Below are 15,952 nucleotides of genomic sequence, written 5' to 3' on the forward strand. Positions count from 1 at the left end.
CCAGCCCGCAGGCCACGGCCGCGCCATGCTACGCGGACTTGCGGTGGCGGGCCAATGCTTCGCCTGCTCAGGTTCTTGTTTCATCCCAGATTTTTCGCGCCGAACCGGTCACCGCTTCGGCGAAAGAAGCTCAGGCTCCACGCGCGAACGACGCTCCCGCACCGCCGCGCGCAACCCACGAAGCCCTCGCCGAGAACAGGATCCGTGCCATCGAAGCACCCAGGGAGGACTGCGTCGAACGGCCCTGCCGAGATGCGCTGCCAGGATACCCTGCCAAGATGCCCTGCCGAGATACCTTGCCAGGATACTTGCTCATCCTTGCCATCGGGCCTCGCGTCTGCTAGCAGCACCCCGCCCGCCGGACACCCTTGGAGGCCGGATTCCCGTCATGGGAACGGGCGTGGCGACGTCGGTTCACAGGGCCGTCCTCGAGGGGGCGGCCTTCGGCGTTTGAGCCATCCAGACACACCAATTTTAAGGATCACGCCATGAGCGCCGTGAAGCCGCTTGAGGCCGTGGCACGCGACCGGGTCGGCAAGGGGGCCGCCCGGGCCGTTCGTCGCCAGGGCCAGGTGCCGGCCGTCATCTACGGGGGCAACCAGCCGCCGCAGGCCATCGCCATCGACCTCATCCGCACCCGCACCCTGATCTACGCCGGCGGTTTCCGGACCACCGTGTTCGAGATCAGCGCCGGCGGCCGCAAGGTCCGGGCGATCCCGCGCGACTTCCAGCTCGACCCGGTCACCGGCGTCCCGCTGCACGTCGACTTCCTGCGCGTCGTCGCCGGCCAGTCGATCGAAGTCGAGGTGCCGGTGCACTTCACCAACGAGGACGCGGCTCCCGGCATCAAGCAGGAGGGCGGCACGCTCAACGTCGTCCACCACACCGTCACGGTCGAGGTCGCCCCCGAGTCGATCCCGGATGCCATCACGGTCGACCTGACCGGCAAGGCGATCGGCGACACCGTCCACGTGTCGGACCTGCCGGCTCCGGCCGGCGCCACCTTTGTCCTCGCGGGTGACGAGGTCGTCGCCACGGTCGTGCCGCCGACGGTGCTCGGCGCCGAGGTCGAGGCCGAGGAGGCCGCGGTGGCCGAGGCCGCCCGCGCCGAGTCGGCGGCCGAGGCTGCCGAAGAGGCCGCCGAAGAGGCTGCCAAGGACGAGGCCGCCAAGGAGGACTGAGCCGGTCTCGGCTCGACCTCTCACGTCATCGGAGCGCCCCGGTCGCGAGACCCGGGGCGTTTCCTCTTTTTCGGGGTGTCTGTCGCCATGCGGCTGTTCGTCGGCCTCGGCAATCCCGGGACCCGCTACGCGGGCAACCGGCACAATATCGGCTTCATGGCGCTCGACGCGATCGCGCGCCGGCATCGTGCCGCGCCGTGGCGGCGCAAGTTCCAGGGCGACTGCACCGAGGCGGTGATCGGCAGTGAGCGCGTGCTGCTGCTCAAGCCCCTGACCTTCATGAACGAATCCGGCCGGGCGGTCGCCGAGGCGCAGCGCTTCTACAAGATCGCGCTGGACGGCGTGACGGTGTTCCACGACGAGCTCGATCTGGCTCCCGCCAAGCTCCGGGTGAAGAAGGGCGGCGGCAATGCCGGCCATAACGGCCTGCGCTCGATCACCGCGCAATGCGGCAACGAGTATTGGCGCGCCCGCCTCGGGATCGGGCATCCGGGCGACAAGGCCCTGGTCCACGCCTACGTGCTCAACGACTTCGCCAAGGCCGAGATGCCGTGGGTCGAGGACCTGTGCGACGCGATGGCGGATGCCGCCGAGCTGCTCGCCTCGGGCGAGGATGCCCGCTTCCAGAACAAGGTCCACGTCGCCATGGCCGGACGCGGCTGGGACGAGGTGAAGCGCGTCGGCGAGAAGCCGGCCTGATTCCGACACCCTCCACACTGCAACGACGACGCGCTATGGCTGCGGGCCGGCGGTCTCCTGACTCGAACGGAACGATCTGATGGGCTTCAAATGCGGCATCGTCGGCCTGCCGAACGTCGGCAAGTCGACGCTCTTCAACGCGCTGACGCAGACCGCGGCGGCGCAGGCGGCGAACTATCCGTTCTGCACCATCGAGCCGAATGTCGGCGAGGTGGGGGTGCCGGATAGCCGGCTCGACGACCTCGCCCGGATCGCCTCCTCGAAGGAGATCATCCCGACCCGCCTGACCTTCGTCGACATCGCCGGCCTGGTTCGCGGCGCCTCGAAGGGGGAGGGCCTCGGCAACCAGTTCCTCGCCAACATCCGCGAGGTCGACGCCATCGCCCACGTCGTGCGCTGCTTCGAGGACGGGGACGTCACCCACGTCGAGGGCAAGGTCGACCCGATCGCCGATATCGAGACGATCGAGACCGAGCTGATGCTGGCCGATCTCGACAGCCTCGAGAAGCGCCTCACCGCGCTCGAGAAGAAGGCCAAGGGCGCCGACAAGGAGGCCAAGGAAACCCTCGACCTCGTCCAGCGCGCCCTGCCGCTCCTGCGCGACGGCAAGCCGGCCCGGCTCGTCGAGCGCAAGGCCGACGAGGAGCGCCTGTTCTCCCAGCTCGGCCTGATGACGGCCAAGCCCGTGCTCTACGTCTGCAACGTCGAGGAGGGCTCGGCCGATTCGGGCAACGCCCACTCGGCCGCCGTCTTCGCCCGCGCGAAGGAGGAAGGCGCCAAGGCGGTGGTCGTCTCGGCCAAGATCGAGAGCGAGATCGCGGTGCTGCCGCCGGCCGACCAGGTCGAGTACCTGGAGGCGGTCGGCCTCGCCGAGCCGGGCCTGAACCGGGTGATCCGCGCCGGCTACGAGTTGCTCGGCCTCATCACCTACTTCACCGTGGGCCCGAAGGAGGCCCGGGCCTGGACCATCACCAAGGGCACCCGGGCGCCGGCCGCCGCCGGCGTGATCCACACCGACTTCGAGAAGGGCTTCATCCGGGCCGAGACCATCGCCTATGCCGATTACACGGCGCTGAAGGGCGAGGCCGGGGCGCGCGAGGCCGGCAAGCTGCGCCTCGAGGGCAAGGAGTACCTGGTGCAGGACGGCGACGTGCTGCATTTCCGCTTCGCCAACTGACGCGCCGATGGATCTCGTCCGGCGCCACGACTGGAACCTGACGCCGACGCAAGCGGTGGCGCTCCAGCGTGAGCTCGCCGACGAGATCGTGGCCGACAAAGCCCTCGACCTCGACGCCGTGCGGCTCGTCGCCGGCGTCGACGTCAGCGTGAAGAACGACCGCTCGCACGCGGCGATCGTGGTCGCGACCTATCCGGATTTCCGGGTGGTCGAGACGGTGACGGCGCTGATGCCGACGCCGTTTCCCTACGTGCCGGGCCTGCTGAGCTTCCGCGAGGGCCCGGTGCTGGAGGAGGCGTTCGGACGCCTGGAGGCCGAACCGGACGTGTTCCTGTTCGACGGCATGGGCATCGCGCATCCGCGCCGCATCGGCATCGCCAGCCATCTGGGCCTGTGGCTCCAGCGCCCGACGATCGGCGTCGGCAAGACCCGGCTCTGCGGCCGCTATGCGCCGCTCGCCGAGGAGAAGGGCGCCCACCAGCCGCTGGTCGACAAGGGCGAGACGATCGGCGCAGTCGTGCGCACCCGCACGGGGAAGCACCCGCTCTTCATCTCGCCCGGCCACCTCGCCGACATCCCGTCGAGCGTCGCCCTGGTTCTGGCCTGCGCGCCGAAATTCCGTCTGCCCGAGCCGATCCGCCTCGCCCACAAGGCCGCGGGCGCCTTCTCTTGAGGCCGCAGCGCTTTCGCGTCGGACCTTCGCCGTGCTAGCCCGGCCGCCCGCAAACGTGCCGGACTTCGCCGATGCCCCGCTACTGCTTCGAGGATCTCACGCCCGGGTTCCGGCTCGATTTCGGGCCGCTGGCGGTGAGCCGCGACGACATCGTGGGCTTTGCCCGCGAGTTCGATCCGCAATCCTTCCACACCGACGAGGCGGCGGCCCGTGAGAGCTTCGTCGGCGGGCTGATCGCCTCGGGCTGGCATACCTGCGCGCTCGGCATGCGGCTGGTCGCCGACGGCTTCATCCTGCAATCGAGCTCGATGGGCTCGCCCGGCATCGAGGAGGTGCGCTGGCTGCGTCCGGTCCGGCCGGGCGATGAACTGTCGATGCAGATGAGCGTCACCGAGAGCCGGCCGTCGGGCAGCAAGCCCGACCGCGGCTTCGTGCGCTTCCTGCTCACGATCGCCAACGGCGCCGGCCAGCCGGTGATGACCCAGGATTTTTGGGCGATGTTCGGCAAGGCCGGCACGCCGCCCCTGCCGCCCCGTCCCCGCCCGCCGGAGGAGCCGGCCCCGGCCGTTTTGCCCGAGGGCGAGGCGCTGCCCTCGGGCTACCTCGAGGACATGCCGCTGAACCGGTCCTTCGATCTCGGCGCGCACCATTTCAGCCGCGACGACATCCTGCGGTTTGCCCGCGCCTTCGACCCGCAGCCGTTCCACGTCGACGAGGCGGCGGCCGCACAGACGCATTTCGGCGGCTTGTGCGCCTCGGGCTGGCACACGGCGGCGGCCTGGATGAAGCGGATGGTGGCGGGCCGCGACCGCGGCCGGGCGCTGGCGATCGAGCGGGCCGAGCCGGTCGTCGAGGGCGGTCCCTCGCCGGGATTCCGCGATCTGCAATGGCTCAAGCCCGTCTATGCCGGCGACACGATCCGCTACGACGTGACCCTGACCGAGGCCCGGCCCTCGCGGACCCGGCCGGGATGGGGCGTCGTCAGCCATACGGCGACCGGCACGAACCAGCGCGGCGACCCGGTGTTCCGTTTCGCGGGGGCGTGGCTGGCGCCGAGCCGAAGTGCATGAGAGGCCGGTCGAGCGGCCACGTCCGATGAAAACCGAAGACGAGGCCGGCGTATCGTGCCCACTCGTCTCACGCTGAGAGCCATGCCTTTCAAGGTGCGGCTATCGTCAATGCATCGTCGCAATGAATGAGAGTTAGTTTGACTTGATCGACAGTGTTGACGCCCTCCTCGTCATTCCGGGCTCCGCTTTCGCGGTCCTGGAATGACGAGGAGGGTTTGAGATCCATGAAGACCAGTCTGATTTGCTCTGACGGGGTGTCGTTCCAGCGGGCCGGGTCGGCTCACGCCCGCCCGCTTCCTCACCACCACCCGCGCCGGATCGCCCCGGTCTCGCCGAAATAATCCGGCGCCGGCTGCACCACGGCCGGCTCCTCGGGCACCGCCGCCGCCGTGACCGGACGGCGCGGGGCCGGGCGATGGGCGGGCTGCTGCTGCGCGAGATCGCGGGTCGGCCGCGGATGGGCGGCTGGCGCGGTCGCGGGCGGCTTCGGGGTGGCGACCTTCGGCTTGTGCCCGGCCTCCGGCGGCAGTGCCTCGGTCGAGAGGCCGAGCGCCACCTTCACCCGGGCGTTGATGCCGTAGAGGTCGGGCAGGCTGCGCAGGGTCCCGTTCGCATCCGCCTCCAGGGTGAAGTAGGCGAGGTGGACCGGCAGCTTCTCGGGCAGCATCACGGTGCGCTCGCCCTTGCCGATCAGGCCCTTCAGCCGCTCGGTCGGCCAGCGCGGTCCGAGCACCACCTGGGCGAAGCGGAAGGGATCGTCGACGCGCACGCAGCCGTGGCTCAGCGCCCGCTCGGAGCGGGAGAACAGGCTCCGGTTCGGCGTGTCGTGCAGGTAGACCGCGTGATCGTTGGGGAACATGAACTTGATGAAGCCGAGCGCGTTGCGCTCGCCCGGCGGCTGCCGGATGGCGATGCCGTTGCCGCGCTTGACCACCTGGTAGCCGAGGCGGGCGGCGTAGTTCGGGTCGCGGGCCAGCCCCGGCAGGAACTGGCTCTTCAGGATCGAGGGCGGCACCGTCCAGGACGGGTTGACCACCGCGTAGGTCATCTCGCCGGAGAAGATCGGGGTCGGCGAATCGGGCTTGCCGACGATCGTGCGGGCCTCGTCGAGGACGCGGCCGTCGCGGATCACCCGTACCTTGAATTCGGGAATGTTGACGAAGACGTGGGTGCGGCCGAGATCGGCCGGCAGCCAGCGCCAGCGCTCCATGTTGGCGAGGAGGTCGGCCTCCTGCCGGTCGGGGGCGGGACCCGCGAGCGCCGCCACGGTCGCCGGATCGAGCACGCCGCTCGCCTTCATGCCGCGCTGGCGCTGGAAGCTCGCCACCGCCGTCGCCACGCCCTCGTCATAGGCCGTGGCGTCCTGCGCGCCGCTCAGGCCGAACCGGGCGCGGATCAGCGGCACCCGGGCGTCGCGCATCCCGGTCTTCAGCGCCGGGCCCTTCGGCAGGCGCACCATTGGCACGGCACGGTTCGGCTGCTGGGCGCGCAACGAGGCGAGCTTCGCCTTGAGGGCGAGGTAGCCGGGCTGCCCCGGATTGTAGGCCTGGAGCTGGGCGCCGGCATTCGCGCCCGCCGGGGTGAGGCGGGTGAGCACCGCATCGGCGGCGGGCAGGTCGAGCTTCGGGGTGATGAAGCGCGACAGGCGCGAGGGCTCGAGCCGGCCGCCGCGGGCGTCGCGGGCATAGAGCACGGCCGCCGCCGAGAGCTTCAGGTCGGCCTCGGCCCGGTCGGCCGGCTTGGCGTGGGGCGGGTCGAGGAGCGGGATCGGATAGGCGAGGGGATCGAGCCCGTCCTCGCCCGCCGCCTGGAGCCGGGCGATCACCGCCTTGGCGGCGTCGGACCAGCCGGAATCGGTGAGCCAGACCGACTTGAACGCGCCGAGCGCGTAGAAGGCCTGCATCGCCTCGCGCTGCTTGGCGTTCAGGCGGCGGATCAGGCTGAAGCTCGGATCGGCGAGGCGCGCGGCCACAACCTCGGCCACCGGGTCGCCGGGGGCGGGCGGGGGCAGGGCGGGTGCCGTGGCTTCGGTCGGGACGGGAGCGGCGTCGGCCGGCGCCGTCGTGCCGGGCAGGGACGCGGGCTGGGCCGGAGCGGTCTCCGCCGGGACGGGCATCGGCTCGGTCGAGACCGACGCCGCCTTCGGCGCGTCGCCCGGCTTTGCCGTGTCGCCGGACTTTGCCGTGTCGCCGGACTTGCCGTCGACAGCGGGTGTCGAAGCCTCCGGCTTCGGGGCCTCGGCGATGGGCTTTGCCGCGTCCGGGATCGTGGTGATCGCCGGCGGCGTTGCGGTCACGCCTGCGACCGGCCCCGGGGCGACGCCCTCGGCCCGCGCCCCCGGCAGGCCGGATTGCGCCGCCAGCAGCACCGCGAGGGTCGCTGCCGCGCCCGCATTCCGCCCGGTCCTGCGCCTGGGAGCCATGGTCCTCTCCTCGAAGCCGCGGCCATCACGAGCGGCCACGCTGGTCAATCTAGATCAGTAAACACGTCGGCGCAGGCCGTGCCATCGCACGGCAGCCACACCCCGACGACATGCAACCCTGGGCGTTCGCCGCGTGTCGCAACGCACCGCGAACGTGGTCGGGTCGCAAAACCCGGATCGGCAACCGCATTCCGGGCTCAAAGCCCGTCAAATGCGGTTTTCTTCTGACGGGACCGCGCGCGGACGCGAAGATCAGGCGGCGTCCTCGGCTTTCTCGTCGTCGAGGCCGAGTTCCTTCAACTTGCGATAGAGCGTCGAGCGACCGATGCCGAGGCGGCGCGAGACTTCCGACATCCGCCCGCGGTAGAATTGCAGGGCGTAGCGGATGATCTCACCTTCCAGCCCCTCCATGGTCTTCATCTCGCCGGTCTCCTCGGCGACGAGGGACAGGGCATGGGGGTCGCGCACCTCGACCCGGACGATCTCCCGCACCGGCGCCGGGGCGGTGCCGGGTTCGGGCGCTGCCGGGGCGGCGGGAATGCGCACGTCGAAGCCCTGGACCTGGGCGGCGATCTGCGGGAATTCCGCGATCGTCAATTCGTCGCCGTCGGCGAGCACCACGGCGCGAAACAGCGCGTTCTCGAGCTGGCGCACGTTGCCGGGCCAGTCGTAGCGGGTGATGAGCGCCATCGCCTCCGCGGCGATGCCGCGGACCCGCTTGCCCTCTTCCGCCGCGAACCGGGCGCAGAACGAGCGGGCGAGGTCCGGGATGTCCTCGCGCCGGGCCCGTAGCGGGGGCAGGGTCATCGGGAAGACGTTGAGGCGGTAATACAGGTCCTCGCGGAACCGGCCCTGCTTGACGAGGTCGAGGAGCGAGCGGTTCGTCGCCGAGACCAGCCTGATGTCGACCCGCACGCTCTTGCGCCCGCCGACCGGATCGACCTCGCCCTCCTGGAGCGCCCGCAGGAGCTTCACCTGCGCGTCGAGGGGCAGCTCGCCGATCTCGTCGAGGAACAGCGTGCCGCCCGAGGCCTCGACGAACTTGCCGAGATGGCGCTCGGTCGCGCCGGTGAAGGCGCCCTTCTCGTGGCCGAACAGGGTCGATTCGACGAGGTTGTCGGGGATCGCCCCGCAATTGACCGTGACGAAGGGCTTGCCGCGGCGGTCGCCCGAGCCCTGGATGGCGCGGGCCAGCACCTCCTTGCCGACGCCGGATTCGCCCTCGATCAGCACCGGGATGTTCGATTTCGCCGCCCGCTCGGCGAGCCGCATCACCCGGCCCATATCCGGGCTCTTCGACGTGAGATCGCGGAACGACAGGGCGCCGGAGGCCCGCCGGCGCATCCGCCGGATCTCGTCCTGGAGCTGGTCGACCTGGAGCGCGTTGCGGATCGACACCTGGAGCCGCTCGGGACCCGCCGGCTTGACCACGAAATCGACCGCGCCGGCCCGCATCGCGTTGACGACGGCGTCGATCGAGCCGTTCGCGGTCTGGACGATGACCGGCGTGTCGATGCCGGCCTTGCGCAATTCGCCCAGCACGCCGAGCCCGTCGAGGCCGCCCGGCATGGCCAGATCGAGGAGCACCACGTCGATGCCGGAATCGGGGGCCCGGATCGCATCGAGGCCGGCGCTGCCGCTCTCCGCCACCACGGCCTCGAACCCGAGGCGCCGCACCATGGCCTCCGCCAGCCGGCGCTGCACGGGATCGTCGTCGACGATGAGGACCGTGGTGGTCATCTGTTCTCCTCAGGCAGGACCGGGGCCGTGGAGCACCGCCCGCGAAGCCTGGCGTGTCCGGCGGCCCGGGCGAGCCGTCCGCGAATCACGCGGCTGTTTCGTTTCGAGCCGTATGCTGCGGCACAACCGTAAAGTCGCTCTTAACGCCAACGGGAGGTTACCGGGCGAAAGCCTTCGAGGGGCCTTGCGCCGCAATCGTGGCGGGCTCGGTTGATCGCAGGGCCCCGGGACCGATATGTCCCCCGCACCGTTTTCCCCCGAGAGGAACATCGTCCATGCCGCTGAGTGCCGCCGCGCCGTCGGACAGCGCCCTGAGCACCGCGAAGGCCACGGCCCGCGCCGTCGATCTCGGGCCGCTCCCGGAATGGGACCTGTCGGACCTGTATGCCGGCCTCGACGACCCGGCCTTCGCCGCCGATCTCGACCGCGCCGAGGCCGAGTGCCGGAGCTTCGCCGAGAGCTATCGCGGCCGCGTCCGGGACCTCGTCGCCGGCGAGGGCGCGTCCGACAGGCTCGGCACCGCGGTCGCCGCCTACGAGGCGATCGAGGACCGTCTCGGCCGGCTGATGTCCTATGCCGGCCTGGTCTATTCCGGCGACACCACCGATCCCGCCCGCGCCAAGTTCTACGGCGACACCCAGGAGCGCCTGACCACCGCGTCGAGCGACCTTCTGTTCTTCACCCTCGAGCTCAACCGGGTCGAGGACGCGCTGATCGACGCGGCCGCCGCCCACCCGCCGCTCGCCCGCTACCGCCCCTGGCTCGAGGACATCCGCCGCGAGAAGCCGCACCAGCTGAGCGACGAGACCGAGAAGCTCTTCCTCGAGAAGTCGGTGACCGGGCGCGCCGCCTGGAACCGGCTGTTCGACGAGACCATCGCCTCCTTGCGCTTCCCCCTGCGGGGCGAGGAGCTGACGCTGGAGCCGACCCTCAACAAGCTCCAGGACCCGGACGAGACCGTGCGCCGGGACGCGGCCGGCGCGCTGAGCAGCGTGTTCCGGTCGAACCTGCGGGTATTCACGCTGATCACCAACACGCTCGCCAAGGACAAGGAGATCTCCGACCGCTGGCGCGGCTTCTCCGACGTGTCGGATGCCCGCCACCTCGCCAACCGGGTCGAGCGCGACACCGTCGAGGCCCTGGTCGCCGCCGTGCAGGCGGCCTATCCGCGCCTGTCCCACCGCTACTACACGCTGAAGGGGCGGTGGTTCGGCCGGGACGACCTCGCCTATTGGGACCGCAACGCGCCGCTGCCGAAGGTGGAGCAGCGCACGATCCCCTGGGCCGAGGCGCGCGAGACCGTGCTGTCGGCCTACGGCGCCTTCTCGCCGAAGATGGCCGAGATCGCCCGGCGCTTCTTCGACGGCGGCTGGATCGACGCGCCGGTGCGGCCCGGCAAGGCGCCGGGCGCCTTCGCCCACCCGACCGTGCCCTCGGCCCACCCGTTCGTGCTGGTCAACTACCAGGGCAAGCCGCGGGACGTGATGACGCTCGCCCACGAGCTCGGCCACGGCGTGCATCAGGTGCTGGCGGGCCATAACGGCGCGCTCATGGCGCCGACGCCGCTGACGCTCGCCGAGACCGCCAGCGTGTTCGGCGAGATGCTGACCTTCCGCCGCGTCTTGGAGGCCACCACCGACCCGGTCCAGCGCCGGGCGATGCTGGCCGCCAAGGTCGAGGACATGATCAACACGGTGGTGCGCCAGATCGCGTTCTACAGCTTCGAGCGCAAGGTCCACCTCGCCCGCCGCGAGGGCGAGCTGACCGCCGACACGATCAACGCCCTGTGGATGTCGGTGCAGGCGGAGAGCCTGGGGCCGGCGATCCGGCTCGACGAGGGCTACGAGCCGTACTGGGCCTATATCCCGCATTTCATCCACTCGCCGTTCTACGTCTACGCCTACGCCTTCGGCGATTGCCTGGTGAACTCGCTCTACGGCGTCTACCAGCGGGCGAGCGGCGACCCGGCGGCGGAACAGGCCTTCGTCGAGCACTACTTCGCGCTGCTCGCGGCCGGCGGCAGCCAGCCCTACGGCGAGTTGCTGGCGCCGTTCGGGCTGGATGCCCGCGACCCGGCCTTCTGGCAGATCGGCCTGTCGATGATCGAGGGGATGATCGCGGAACTGGAGGCGATGGAGGCGTGAGCGGTGTGTCCGGAGAGAAATATCCGGACATGGTCATTGGACACGCTCGACGAATCTGACAAGCACCTGGTCATTCCGGGGGGCGCGAAAGCGGAGCCCGGAATCCAGAACCTCGGGCCGATCAGGATAAAGCGGCTTGCATTCCGCGCAAGACTGCACCATCCACGGCTCTGGATCCCGGGCTCCGCTTTCGCGGCCCCGGGATGACGCGGAGGGTGGCAGATGCACCCTGGGAACCGATCGTCCGTCGAAGCACGGAACGAGAAAACAGCTCAGGCCGCCTCACCCCACCCTGCGCCCGAAAAACTCCGCCACCGCGATCCCGCCGAGCACCAAGGCCAGGGCCAGGGCCTCGACGAGGCCGAAGGACTCGCCCACCAGGCCCACCGCCAGGATCGCCCCGAAGACCGGCACCAGGTTGTTGAACAGGCCGGCGCGGTTCGGCCCGATCGTCTCGACCCCGCGCATGTAGGCGAGCTGCGCCACGAGCGACGGCCCGAGCGCCGTGAAGGCGATCAGCGCCCAGCCGGGGATACCGGGCCAGAGCACTCTTCCGGCCGCCCATTCGCCGATCAGCAGCGGCACCGAGGTCGCCCAGGCGGCGATCGCCATGGCGGCGAAGAAGGCGAGGCCCGCACCGCCGGCCGCAAGGGGAGGGCGACGGTGTAGCCGGCGTAGAACAGGCAGGCGAGCAGCACCAGGAGGTCGCCGCGGTTGAAGTCGAGGGCGCGGAGCCGCGCGAGGTCGCCGTGGCTCGCCACCAGCACCACGCCGGCGAGCGTGATGACCGACCCGACGATCTGGCCGGGCCGCACCGCGACGCCGCGGACGAGGAAGTTGAGGACGAGCACCAGGACCGGGATCGTGCCCTCGATCAGCGACAGGTTGACGGCGCTGGTCAGCGCGCCCGCCTCGTAGGTGAGCGCATTGAAGCCGGTATAGCCGACCCCGCCCATCAGCAGGATCATCGGCCAATGCGCCCACAGGGTGCGCCGATGCGCCCAGGTCTCGCGCCCGGCGATCAGCGCGATGGCGGTGAGCGCGATCGACCAGCGCAGGGCGACGAGGGCCTGCGGCGAGACGAGGCCGACCGCGACCTTGCTCGCCACTGCGTTGCCGGCCCAGAGGAACGTCGCGAAGGCGAGCAGCGCGTAGGCGGCCGCGGCCGAATGGCCGTGTTTCACGCGAGGTCTTTCAGAAACGGTTCGACCTGCACAAGCAGCGTCGCTGGAGTTTTCGTCCCACTCGCGACCTCATCCTGAGGTGTCAGCCCATCGAAGATGGGCTGACCTCGAAGGAGGGTTCCAGGAAACGCTGTGGTTTCTGGAGCCCTCCTTCGAGGCTCAGCGATCTCCGATCGCCAGCACCTCAGGATGAGGTCGCGGGTGGGAAACCCCGTCATTGGATCAAGCAGGCTCCCGTGCCCGAATCCTTCACGCCAGGGCCATCAGGAAGCGCTCGATCAGCTCCAGGGCCCGCTGCGTCATGGCGATGTCGTAGCGGATGAAGACGTGGCAGCCGCCGGTATAGACCGAGGTGTAGCCGCCGTTATTGGCCGCGGCCCAGCGCATCGACATGAACAGGGTGTCGTCGAGGAGCGGATCGCGGGTGCCGACCGAGAACAGGGCCGGCGGCAGCCCGGCGAGGTCGGCATAGAGCGGCGAGACGTCGGGCGAGCGCCGGGCGACGCCCTCGGGCACGAAGCCGTCGGCGAAGCGGCGTATGTCGGTGGAGTTGAGGACCAGGCGCTCCTCGCCCCAGTTGCGGGCGCTGGCGGTGACGCCGAGGTCGTAGAGGCCGGAGAACAGGTTGGCGCCCCGGAACGCCTTGCGCAGCCCGTGGCGGTCGCGCAGGCGCAGGAGCGTCATCACGCTCAGATGCGCGCCGACCGATTCGCCGCCGATGGTCAGGGCCTCGACCCCGAACAGCGCGCGGCCCTCGCGATGGAGCCAGAGCGCCGCCGCCTCGCAATCGTCGATCGGGGCCGGGTAGGGGTGTTCCGGCGCGAGCCGGTACTCGACCGAGACGCAGACGAAGCCGCAGCGCTCGGCAATGCGCTCGAGCCAGGGATCCTGCTCGTCCGACCCGCCCCAGACCCAGCCGCCGGAATGGATGTGCAGGTAGGCGCCCCGGGCCTTGCGCTGCGGCCGGATCACCCGGAGCGTCAGCGGGCCGCCGGGCCCGGGAATCGTGATCGTCTCGGCCCGGGCGCTGTGCGGCATCGCCGGATAGGCGAGGCTGCCGCGCCTGCGGCGCTCGCGCACCTCCGCCACCGGCATGGACCAGGGGTCCGGCGCCTGCGCCTGGGCGGCGATGATCTCCCGGTTCAGGCGCTCGGCGTCGGGATCGGTTTTCGCCGGGTCGAAGATCGCGTGGTCGATCATGCTGGGGGTATCAATCTCGCGGCGCTGCGCCGCCGGCGCGGGGCGGCGGAGCGTCTCGGGGTTGCAGGCGGGTCACCGTCCCGCCCGAATGGGACGGCGGGCATCTTACGTCAGGCATCTTGGGATATTCCGCGAAGGTTGCCATCTCAGGTCCGGATTGCCAAACGGTGCAATGCGCCGGGCCGCGCCGGGTTTCGTCAGGGATGTGACAATCCCGCAACGTTTGGATATCGGATTCCGCAACGGCAGGGTCGCGAGGACGCATGAGCGAGCAGAGATTTCACCGCCCCTTCGGCGGGCAGGCACCGCACGGCCAGGATCCCTATGGCCAGTCCCCCGGCGGCTACGATCCGGGCTACCGGGACGAAAGGCGCTTGAACCTGAACCGCTTCCTCGGCGGCTCGCCGGGGGCGGTGCTGGTGCGGCTGGTGTTCCTGTCGCTCCTCGTCGGCGCCGGCATGGCGATGATGGGGGTGACGCCGGGGCTGCTCTTCGCCCAGGCCTACGAGACGATCCACTCGCTGATCGCGCTCGGCTTCGACACCTTCCACGATGCCGGCCGCTGGTTCGTCGCCGGCGCGGTCGTGGTGGTGCCGCTGTGGCTCCTGTCGCGCGTCTTCGCCCGCAGCCGCTGAGTCGCGATGCAGCCCGCCGCCCCAAATCGGCCCGGCGCGAGCCCGGAGGTGACGCACCGGCGCATCCTCGCGCTCGCCGTGCCGATGACGCTCGCCAACGTCACCACGCCGCTGCTGGGCCTCGTCGGGACGGCGGCGGTGGGGCGGCTCGGCGACGCGGCCCTGCTCGGGGCTCTGGCCCTGGGGGCGGTGGTCTTCGATTACCTGTTCTGGACCTTCGGGGCCCTGCGCATGGCCACCGCCGGCCTCACCGCGCAGGCGACCGGGGCCGGCGACGGCTCCGAGATCGACCGCACCCTCGCCCGGGCGCTCGCGGTGGCCCTGGCGGTCGGGCTGACCATGGTGGCGGTGCAGGGCCCGCTCGGGGCGGCGGCGCTCCGGCTGTTCGGCGCCAGCCCGGCGGTGAATGCGGCGCTCGCGAGCTATGTCTCAGTGCGGATCTGGTGCGCGCCGTTCACGCTGGCGAACTACGCCATCCTCGGCTCGACCCTGGGACGGGGCCGCACCGATCTCGGCCTCGCGCTGCAGGTGGCGATCAACGCCGTCAACGTCGCGCTCACCCTCCTGTTCGTCCTCGGTCTCGGATCCGGCGTCGCCGGGGCGGCGCTCGCCACCGTGCTGGCGGAGGTGGCCGGCACGGCGCTCGGGCTCGTGGTGCTGCATCGCCTCGGCTCCCGGCCCTGGCGGGTGCCCGTCCGCGAGATCGTCGAGCGGACCGGCCTCACTCGGATGCTCGCGGTCAACGGCGACGTGATGGTGCGCACGCTGGCGCTCATCACCGCGCTCGCCCTGTTCACCGGGCTCGGTGCCAGGGCCGGCGACGTGACGCTGGCGGCCAATGCGGTGCTCCAGAACCTCTTCCTGATCGGCAGCTTCTTCCTCGACGGCTTCGCGACCGCCGCGGAGGTCCTGTGCGGACAGGCGCTCGGCGCCCGCGACGAGGGCGCCTTCCGGGGTGCCGTGCGGCTCTCGCTGGGCTGGTGCCTCGGCTTCGCGCTGGCGGTCTCGGGCCTCTTCCTCGGCATGGGCGGGCCGTTCATCGACGCGGTCACCACGGCGCCGGAGGTGCGGGCCTTCGCGCGCGACTACCTCGTCTTCGCCGCCCTGACGCCGCTGGCGGCGGCCGCCGCCTTCGCGTTCGACGGCGTCTATATCGGGGCGACCTGGACCCGGGCGATGCGCAACCTGATGCTCGTGGCGCTCGCGGTCGATGTCGCGATGCTGGCGGCGACGCGGGGCTTCGGCAATACCGGGCTTTGGCTCGCGATGCTGATCTTCCTGGCCGCCCGCGGCCTCGGCCAGGCGCTCGTCTATCCGCGCCTCGCGGCCGCCGCGTTCCCGCAGCCGCGGGTCGGCGCCCTGACGGAGGCGGCGCGATGAGCACGACGATTTCCGCAAGGATCTCGGGAGGATGCCGCTGCGGCGCGGTGCGCTACGAGGCCGAGGGGGCGCCGTGGAACCTGACAGTCTGCCATTGCCAGGATTGCCGCGGTGCCACCGGCGCGCCGATGGTCGGCTGGCTGACCGTGCGGCGGGACGCCTGCCGCTTCACCGCGGAGCCGGCCTGGTTCCGTTCGAGCCCGCGGGCGGAGCGGGGCTTCTGTCCGTCCTGCGGCACGCCGCTCGCCTACCGGGCCGACGCCCTGCCCGACGAGATCGACCTGACGATGGCGAGCCTCGACGATCCCGAGCGTTTCCCGCCGCGCGACCAGGTCTGGGTCTCGCGCCGCCTGTCCTGGGTCGCTCTGGCCCCCGGGCTGCCGGCGCATCCGCGGGCCCGCGGCTCCTGACACCCCCCATTTCCCGCCGCCACACGAGACGATGCCC

General features: G+C 70.9%; 14 protein-coding genes. 9 read left to right on the forward strand and 5 right to left on the reverse strand.

What is annotated here, in order from left to right:
- Window positions 1–488 precede the first annotated feature (488 nt).
- The 5 genes from F1D61_RS04450 to F1D61_RS04470 all read left to right on the forward strand — a co-directional run bounded on the left by F1D61_RS04450 (window position 489) and on the right by F1D61_RS04470 (window position 4,800).
- On the forward strand, window positions 489–1,181 hold the full coding sequence (locus F1D61_RS04450) for a 50S ribosomal protein L25/general stress protein Ctc (protein ID WP_203156679.1): 693 nt from the start codon (window positions 489–491) through the stop codon (window positions 1,179–1,181).
- Window positions 1,182–1,268: 87 nt separating this feature from the next.
- Window positions 1,269–1,880, forward strand: a complete 612-nt coding sequence (gene pth / locus F1D61_RS04455) for an aminoacyl-tRNA hydrolase (RefSeq protein WP_203156680.1) — start codon at window positions 1,269–1,271, stop codon at window positions 1,878–1,880.
- A 79-nt stretch (window positions 1,881–1,959) separates the two neighbouring features.
- Entirely contained in the window at window positions 1,960–3,057 is a 1,098-nt protein-coding gene (ychF, locus tag F1D61_RS04460; protein WP_203156681.1) for a redox-regulated ATPase YchF, read from the forward strand.
- 7 nt (window positions 3,058–3,064) lie between these two features.
- Window positions 3,065–3,730, forward strand: coding sequence for a deoxyribonuclease V (gene nfi / locus F1D61_RS04465; RefSeq protein WP_203156682.1), 666 nt, complete (start codon window positions 3,065–3,067; stop codon window positions 3,728–3,730).
- 71 nt (window positions 3,731–3,801) lie between these two features.
- Window positions 3,802–4,800 (forward strand): MaoC family dehydratase, encoded by a 999-nt coding sequence (locus F1D61_RS04470; protein WP_203156683.1) that lies wholly within the window; start codon window positions 3,802–3,804, stop codon window positions 4,798–4,800.
- A 298-nt stretch (window positions 4,801–5,098) separates the two neighbouring features.
- On the opposite strand, the gene F1D61_RS04475 is transcribed toward F1D61_RS04470, so the two are convergent.
- Window positions 5,099–7,222 (reverse strand): L,D-transpeptidase family protein, encoded by a 2,124-nt coding sequence (locus F1D61_RS04475; RefSeq protein ID WP_203156684.1) that lies wholly within the window; start codon window positions 7,220–7,222, stop codon window positions 5,099–5,101.
- 252 nt (window positions 7,223–7,474) lie between these two features.
- Window positions 7,475–8,962: a sigma-54-dependent transcriptional regulator gene (locus tag F1D61_RS04480; RefSeq protein WP_203156685.1), complete on the reverse strand. Its 1,488-nt coding sequence runs from the start codon at window positions 8,960–8,962 to the stop codon at window positions 7,475–7,477.
- 275 nt (window positions 8,963–9,237) lie between these two features.
- On the opposite strand from F1D61_RS04480, the gene F1D61_RS04485 reads away from it, so the two are divergent.
- On the forward strand, window positions 9,238–11,106 hold the full coding sequence (locus tag F1D61_RS04485; protein WP_203156686.1) for a M3 family oligoendopeptidase: 1,869 nt from the start codon (window positions 9,238–9,240) through the stop codon (window positions 11,104–11,106).
- Between the two features lie 282 nt (window positions 11,107–11,388).
- On the opposite strand, the gene F1D61_RS35240 is transcribed toward F1D61_RS04485, so the two are convergent.
- From F1D61_RS35240 to F1D61_RS04495, 3 genes are all read right to left on the reverse strand, one after another.
- Window positions 11,389–11,691 (reverse strand): EamA family transporter, encoded by a 303-nt coding sequence (locus F1D61_RS35240; RefSeq protein ID WP_432443205.1) that lies wholly within the window; start codon window positions 11,689–11,691, stop codon window positions 11,389–11,391.
- Window positions 11,679–12,290: a DMT family transporter gene (locus F1D61_RS04490; protein ID WP_432443206.1), complete on the reverse strand. Its 612-nt coding sequence runs from the start codon at window positions 12,288–12,290 to the stop codon at window positions 11,679–11,681. Before F1D61_RS04490 ends, F1D61_RS35240 begins: the two co-directional genes overlap by 13 nt.
- 249 nt (window positions 12,291–12,539) lie before the next feature.
- Window positions 12,540–13,490 (reverse strand): alpha/beta hydrolase, encoded by a 951-nt coding sequence (locus F1D61_RS04495; protein WP_203156687.1) that lies wholly within the window; start codon window positions 13,488–13,490, stop codon window positions 12,540–12,542.
- A 263-nt stretch (window positions 13,491–13,753) separates the two neighbouring features.
- Here F1D61_RS04495 and F1D61_RS04500 point away from each other — a divergent pair, with 263 nt between their 5' ends.
- From F1D61_RS04500 to F1D61_RS04510, 3 genes are read left to right on the forward strand one after another with little or no spacing between them, the layout of a single operon-like run.
- On the forward strand, window positions 13,754–14,125 hold the full coding sequence (locus F1D61_RS04500; RefSeq protein WP_203156688.1) for a DUF6460 domain-containing protein: 372 nt from the start codon (window positions 13,754–13,756) through the stop codon (window positions 14,123–14,125).
- Window positions 14,126–14,131: 6 nt separating this feature from the next.
- Window positions 14,132–15,505, forward strand: coding sequence for an MATE family efflux transporter (locus F1D61_RS04505; protein WP_203156689.1), 1,374 nt, complete (start codon window positions 14,132–14,134; stop codon window positions 15,503–15,505).
- The gene (locus tag F1D61_RS04510) at window positions 15,502–15,915 is read left to right on the forward strand and encodes a GFA family protein (RefSeq protein ID WP_203156690.1); all 414 of its coding nucleotides are present in this window, start codon (window positions 15,502–15,504) and stop codon (window positions 15,913–15,915) included. The genes F1D61_RS04505 and F1D61_RS04510 overlap by 4 nt, the downstream gene beginning before the upstream one ends.
- Window positions 15,916–15,952: the final 37 nt, after the last annotated feature.

This window comes from Methylobacterium aquaticum (assembly GCF_016804325.1).
Classification (GTDB): Bacteria; Pseudomonadota; Alphaproteobacteria; order Rhizobiales; family Beijerinckiaceae; genus Methylobacterium; species Methylobacterium aquaticum_C.